The following is a 6,466-nucleotide window of genomic DNA, read 5'->3' as shown; positions in this document are numbered from 1 at the left end:
ACTTTTTTGTAGTAACTTTGCAATATAAAATAATAAAATTTCAATTATGAGAAAGAAACTGTTATTATCCTCATTGGTATTACTAATGGCTATGGGGATTTTTTTTGCCGCTTGTACGGAGACGGTGCAGAAAGCTTACTATGATGCAATTCCTGAAAATGCCTCGGCAATCGGTAGCATAAAGATAAACCGCTTATTGGAAAAATCGGATGCCGGAGAAAAATTGTCTGCTTATGCCGGACAATATGTAACTCCTGAGATAGCCGGTAAATTGGATTTATTTTTGAAGAACGGGAATGAGTCCGGTTTGGATTTGAATGAGAACGTATTTCTTTTTACAGCCGATTGCGAAGGTGCTGTTGCCAAAGTTGCAGACCTGTCCAAGCTGAAAGAGACTTTTCAAATACTGCAACAGCAAGGTAAATGTGAAGCCTTATCGAAAAAAAACGGATATTCCCGTACGGTAATCGGAGGGGAATTTGCCTGTCTTTTTAATGAGTATGTGTTGTTGGGACTTAATATACAGAGTACTGCCGAGGAGACATTTGCGACAGCCGAAAAATTACTTACCGCTCAGTCAACTGCAAATATCAGTGAGACACAAGGATTTAAAGATATGGTTGCAGTCGATAGTGATATTGCTTGGTGGTTCTCTTTTAAAAAGTGGGGGGAAGAGTCCTTAGCCCAAAGCAACCCATTGCTGAACGGAGTAGATATATCCCAAATCAGTATACTGGGAACCTTGAATTTTGAAAATGGAAAAATAGGGTTGACATATAAGATATTGTCGGACGATCCGGTCATGAAGCAATGGATAGCACAGGCCGGAAATCTGAATAACAGCCTGTTGAATTATTTCCCGGCAACGACGCTTTGTTATGCTGCGGCTCATATCAACGGCGAACAGATTTGTCAGCAATTTGAGCAAAATGAAGCCTGGAACCAGGCCCTGCAACAAGTGAATAAAGATGAATTAGTAAAGGTTTTATCGGCTTTCGACGGGGATTTTTCCTGGGGAATATCGGCCTTTAATCCCATGGGCATTCCGAATGTCTTAGCTTATGCCCAGGCTAAAAATGCTTATCCGGTTCAACTGTTGGCACTTACATTACAACAACCGCAAATGGGACAAGTGGTTGAGGTGAAAAATAAAGGTAAAAATGCGTACGAGGCAAAAATAAATATGGTGGGAATGACGGTATATTTCGGAGAAAAAGACGGACTTCTTTACCTGACAAATGATTCGGATAGTTTCAAAAACCTGGGTAAAAAGGCAAAGAAACCTCTAGGAGATACACCCTGGACAGCCGGTTTAAAAAATGCCGGATCAGCTTTATTGCTTAATGTAGAGGAAATGCTGGCATCTCCATTTATTCAGATGAGTATTTATCAGATGCAGGGTCCGCAACAAGGAGCCCTTATGCTGCAGGCTCTCTCTATGTTCTCATACGTGGAAGCTTTAGGCGTTAATAATACGGCTTATCTGAATATCTATATGAAAGATAAGGAGCAAAACAGTCTGAAGGTTCTGATACAGGAAGGCACCCAAATAGCTAAGCAGTAAAACACTCGTTCCGGAAATTTTGATTGAAAACAGATGGAAGAGATCTTATTGCGAAATATTGTACCTGAAATATTCAGCCGACAAGATTGCCGGACATCTGAAATCTGGCATAAAGAGGTGACTTTCCGCTCGGGACAAAAGTATTTGATAGAAGCTGTATCCGGAGCCGGAAAATCGTCTTTATGCAGTTATATTTACGGCTATCGCCGGGATTATCTGGGCGAAATTGCATTTGACGGACAAAATATCAGGCACTTGGATAAGAAACAGTGGGGATTATTGCGTAAGGATTCGCTTAGTATTCTTTTTCAGGAATTACGTTTGTTCGGAGAACTGACTGTCTGGGAAAATATCCAGATAAAGAACCGGCTTACGGGTTTTAAAACGCCGGAATGGATCATGGAAAGTCTGGAACGCTTGGGTATAGGCGATAAGAAAGAGCAGTTGGCCGGAAAACTATCTTTCGGTCAGCAACAGCGGGTTGCCTGTATCCGGGCTTTATGCCAACCTTTCCGTTTTGTATTACTCGACGAGCCGGTAAGTCACCTGGACGAAGCGAATAACCGGGCTGTCGGTGCTCTACTGGCAGAAGAAGCCGCCCGTCAGGATGCAGCGATCATTGTGACCTCTATCGGCAAAAAGCTGGATGTTCAATACGATAAAATTTTGCATTTATGAATCTGGTCTGGAAATTACTGCGTGCGCATCTGAGTCCTGCCCAATTGATCGGGTTCTTTTTCGCCAATCTGGCCGGAATGGTTATCGTATTGCTGACCCTCCAAATCTATTTGGATTTACGGCCTTTATTCGAAGGAGGAGACAGCTTTCTCAAAAAAGATTATCTGGTGGTCACAAAGAAAGTCAGTACCTGGGGGGTATTATCCGGTAAAGACAATACTTTCAGCAGGCAGGAAACAGAGGAATTGGCGCGACAGCCTTTTGTCAGGAAAGTAGCCGGTTTTACCGCTTCCAGATTCAGAGTAACGGCAGGTGTTGAAATACAGGGGCGCGGATTTGCTACGGAAATGTTTTTCGAATCGGTTCCGGATGACTATATCGACGTGAATACGGATGAGTGGCATTTTGATGAAAAAGAGGGAGTAATTCCTATTATTATACCTCGCAATTATCTGAATTTGTATAATTTCGGTTTTGCTCAATCCCGTAGTTTACCGAAACTTTCGGAAAATGTAATCGAAATGCTTCGTATGGACGTAGAACTGCGTGGAAACGGACAGCAGACAGACTACACGGGGAAAGTTGTCGGTTTCTCGAACCGGTTGAATACGATTCTGGTGCCGCAACAATTTATGGACTGGGCCAATCGTACTTTTGCATCCGGCGATTCCAACCCGGTTTCCCGTTTAATTGTAGAAACCGGTAATCCTGCCGATGAACGGATTACCCGCTTTTTCCGGCAAAAAGGATATGAGAGCGAAGAAGGTAAGGCGGATGTCGGAAAGATGACCTGGTTCTTGAACGTTTTGACAATTTCGGTATCCGTAGTCGGATTGCTGATATGCCTCTTGGCTTTCTATATTTTAATGTTGAGTATTTATCTGCTTTTACAGAAGAATAGCTATAAGCTGGAAAATTTATTATTGATCGGATATCCGGTCGGACAGATAGCGCGTCCTTATCGGAATTTAACGTTATTTTTAAACGGATCGGTTATTGCGGCCGCTTTATTGCTTGTCATGCTGGTCCGCAATTTCTATATGGACTGGTTCCGGGCAATCTGGCCTGAATTTACACCGGGCGGTGTGGCTGTTTTATGGATGACCGGAATAGGCTTGTTTCTTTTGGTTTCCGGTTTTCATGTACTGGTTATCCGGAAGAAAATCAAAAAGTTATAGTATTCTTTTGCCGTTTCCGGCAAAAGAATACTTCATTATTTTATTGACGTTGCAAGATAAATCCCAATTCCAGGGTTTCGGTTTTGTTCAGTATACCGGTAATTTGCTCGTTTAAACTCTGAATGACAGCGGGTAAGGCCTGTTCCGGAATCCGGTCGAATCCCGGTATTAAAGAAAGAATTTTTGAACGCAATTCTTCATTTCCCATGATGGTACGAACCAATGAATTAACGTAAACTTTATCAAAATAAAGCAGTAATTTATTGTTCTGTAGGGTATAAGTAAAGCTGATCGCCGGAATTTGAGGGATATTTCCACCCATAATCTGCTGTAATATCTCCGTATCGAGATTGATCTGGACATGTTTACCGTCAGTTTTATATGTACCACTCATAGCCATCGTCGTTCCACCTTGCAAACTCATATTGATTTTGAGGGTTCCGTCGTTTTTAAAATCCACACCTTTGAAGTAAGCTCCCATTTTTTCTGTTGCCATAGCCAGAAACTCCGTTTTTAAATCTTCAACCTTCTTTTTATATGGCTCCTGCATAATTTGGAATACAATCGAATCTTCGGCATATTCAAATTGAAAATGGGGTTCCTCGTAGGTCCATGAACCGGTGAGAGGGCTATCGTCGTTCTTCTTATCGTCACAGGCAATAAAAACGGTTGAGAACAGTGCAATAATAATGTAAATGATATGCTTTTTCATAATCATGTATTTAATAAGTTAAGTAATTGTTCAAAATCAAGTATACATCCTAACAATTTAAGTGTTTGTATACAAATAGTCTACAAAAATACTGAATACGTCAACGGACTTAAATTTTAAATGTTACAGAGGCTCCGAAACGGGCAGGGGCTCCGGACTGTCCCATATCGTAATATTGAGGTAGTTTCTGTCCGACCGGATTATTCAGCATATAAGTAAAAAATGCTTTGTCCAGTATGTTCTTGCCCCATATATGGAAATCCACGTATTTCCCGGATAGGGTAATATCCATATTCCACAGGAAGTAAGGAGATTGTTTTAACCGGTTGGCTTCGTCAAAATACTGGGTACCGAAACCGGTGACATTTGTCGATATTCCCAGGGTCCGGCACCAGCTTGTGCGAAGCGCTTTTTGGTAAGCGATTCCCGTATTACCCGTAAATTCAGGAGCCATAACGATACGGTTGCCTTCGTATTCTTTGGTCAGGTGATGATAATATTTCGAATTGCTGTATCCGGCAGATAAGAAATAAGTCAAATTAGGGAATAATTCCCAGTTTAAGTCCATTTCACCTCCGATACTCCTTGCGTCTCCGGCATTTTTTATACTCGGACCCATCATACCCATAACGAATATCTGCTGGTCCTTCCAATCGATATAGAAAACGGCGGCATTCAGGTTGAATGTCCCGGCGGGACTGAAATATTTGAAACCCAATTCATAGTTCCACAATTTTTCTTCGTCATATCCGAGATCCGTCAACAACGAGCTCATTTCGTTGGCAATGATATTGTATCCTCCGGCTTTATAGCCTTTCGCTATACTGAGATAAAGAGATACACGGTCGTTCCATTTCTGCATGAAAGAGAATTTGGGCAACCAGGCGTGAAAATCACTTTTTTTATCCGACGCATGAAAAGGACCGAAAGCTGCATCTCCGGTGAAAAGAAGACTATCCCGGTAGGTGAGGGCTGCATTTTCATAGTCATAGCGGATACCGGCCGTTACTGCCATACCGGGCCACATCTCTTTCAGAGTGATTTGTCCGTAACCGGCAATGCCTTTCGTTGTGGTATTATTAAAATATTTGGCCTGATCCAAAGGTAAAGGCAACAGGTAAGCCTTGTCTTTGCCGAAAGTTGCCAGGTATTTATTCGTCAGGTCTTTATAAAAGCCGAATGCACCAACGGTCCAATCCCAGTGTGCTGCGGCAATCGATTGGAGGTTGATTTCCTGGGTAACCAAATTCTGATTGGATTTTTTGATATTGTCAAATACGTCCAGATAAGTAAAATCCGCATCCAGAATCTGTTTATCCTTTGTCCAGGAATAAGATGTGATCCAGTTAAAAGCGGTATGTTTTCCCATTTTCTTCAGATTCAGATAAGAAGATATCATATCTCTTTTGTAAGAAGAAGGGGTATTGTAATTTACCAGATACCGGTCGGCTTTTAACGAATCGACTGCATGATAAGCATATCCGCCGTCGAAAGAATGATTGTAGTTTACACCGAAAGCGATTTTCCAGTCTCTTGCTGCATATATATTTCCCTGATAGCGGCCATTATAAGATTCTGTCGGATTCGAACGCCTGTCATTGTCATACCGGTTTTTGAAATAACCTTTCGATTTATTGTAGGAAAAAGATAATTTATTGTAAATAAATTTAACCGGCAGATTGACAATCAGATTGTAATTTTGAGAATAGTAACTGGCAAGACCGGCCTTCGCCCGGATGGCAAATTTGTTATCTGCCGGACGGGTGTTGATATTGATCAGGCCATTGATACTGTTCCGTCCGTACAATGTCGTCTGGGGTCCACGCAACACTTCTATCTGCCGGATATCATACAGATCGAAGACAAATGCATTTTTATCGAATACAGGCACTCCGTCAACATAAAGTCCTATCGGAGGGGTTCCGGAAACCGTCCCTATACCTCTGATATACAAAGGTGTGGAAAGCTTTAAGCCGCCTTCCTGCATGTAAAAATTCGGAACAATACCGGATATATTCCGCAAATCCGGATTATTCTCACCCGGAATTGTACGTTCCGTAACCACCGTCAAGGCAGCCGGAATATCTGTCGGTTTCAGCTCTCTCTTTTCAGCCGTAACAACAACCTCCTGCATCTGTTGTATGATGTGATATAAAGAATCGTCTGTCGTTAATATAGCCGATTTCTGAGAAAACGCCGGAAATACCGGAATAATAAATAAAATATAAAATAGATAACGCATACACATCATTTTAATGATGAAATAATACAATGCTAAAATTTATCGGATGACTTATCCGGACAACATTACCGGATTGAAATTCTTTCCGGTAT

Annotated in this window: 5 protein-coding genes; 3 read left to right on the top strand and 2 right to left on the bottom strand. The window is 41.7% G+C overall.

The annotated features are described in order from the left end of the window. Positions 1-46: 46 nt before the first annotated feature. The 3 genes from DD657_RS10270 to DD657_RS10260 are packed head-to-tail and all read left to right on the top strand — an operon-like array spanning position 47 to position 3,420. The gene (locus tag DD657_RS10270; protein ID WP_287049800.1) at positions 47-1,564 is read left to right on the top strand and encodes a DUF4836 family protein; all 1,518 of its coding nucleotides are present in this window, start codon (positions 47-49) and stop codon (positions 1,562-1,564) included. 33 nt (positions 1,565-1,597) lie between these two features. Further along, the gene (locus DD657_RS10265; protein WP_021988730.1) at positions 1,598-2,242 is read left to right on the top strand and encodes an ATP-binding cassette domain-containing protein; all 645 of its coding nucleotides are present in this window, start codon (positions 1,598-1,600) and stop codon (positions 2,240-2,242) included. Then, positions 2,239-3,420 carry a transporter gene (locus tag DD657_RS10260; protein ID WP_287049799.1) on the top strand — a complete coding sequence of 394 codons (1,182 nt, stop codon included), beginning with the start codon at positions 2,239-2,241 and terminating at the stop codon, positions 3,418-3,420. Before DD657_RS10265 ends, DD657_RS10260 begins: the two co-directional genes overlap by 4 nt. A 40-nt stretch (positions 3,421-3,460) precedes the next feature. Here DD657_RS10260 and DD657_RS10255 read toward each other — a convergent pair whose 3' ends face one another. Then, positions 3,461-4,132 (bottom strand): hypothetical protein, encoded by a 672-nt coding sequence (locus tag DD657_RS10255; protein WP_287049798.1) that lies wholly within the window; start codon positions 4,130-4,132, stop codon positions 3,461-3,463. 109 nt (positions 4,133-4,241) lie between these two features. Beyond that, the gene (locus tag DD657_RS10250; protein ID WP_287049797.1) at positions 4,242-6,374 is read right to left on the bottom strand and encodes a TonB-dependent receptor; all 2,133 of its coding nucleotides are present in this window, start codon (positions 6,372-6,374) and stop codon (positions 4,242-4,244) included. Positions 6,375-6,466 lie beyond the last annotated feature (92 nt).

The sequence above is a fragment of the Culturomica sp. genome (assembly GCF_003524185.1).
GTDB classification, from domain to species: domain Bacteria; phylum Bacteroidota; class Bacteroidia; order Bacteroidales; family Marinifilaceae; genus Culturomica; species Culturomica massiliensis.
Note: the sequence above shows the minus strand (reverse complement) of the source record. Positions and strands in the feature narration are given on the sequence as shown.

What these genes read in the sequence shown, in the direction of transcription:
- DD657_RS10255 (WP_287049798.1), bottom strand. Translation starts at nt 4,132, where the DNA reads ATGAAAAAGCATATCATTTACATTATTATTGCACTGTTCTCAACCGTT.
- DD657_RS10250 (WP_287049797.1), bottom strand. Translation starts at nt 6,374, where the DNA reads ATGCGTTATCTATTTTATATTTTATTTATTATTCCGGTATTTCCGGCG.
- DD657_RS10265 (WP_021988730.1), top strand. Translation starts at nt 1,598, where the DNA reads ATGGAAGAGATCTTATTGCGAAATATTGTACCTGAAATATTCAGCCGA.
- DD657_RS10260 (WP_287049799.1), top strand. Translation starts at nt 2,239, where the DNA reads ATGAATCTGGTCTGGAAATTACTGCGTGCGCATCTGAGTCCTGCCCAA.
- DD657_RS10270 (WP_287049800.1), top strand. Translation starts at nt 47, where the DNA reads ATGAGAAAGAAACTGTTATTATCCTCATTGGTATTACTAATGGCTATG.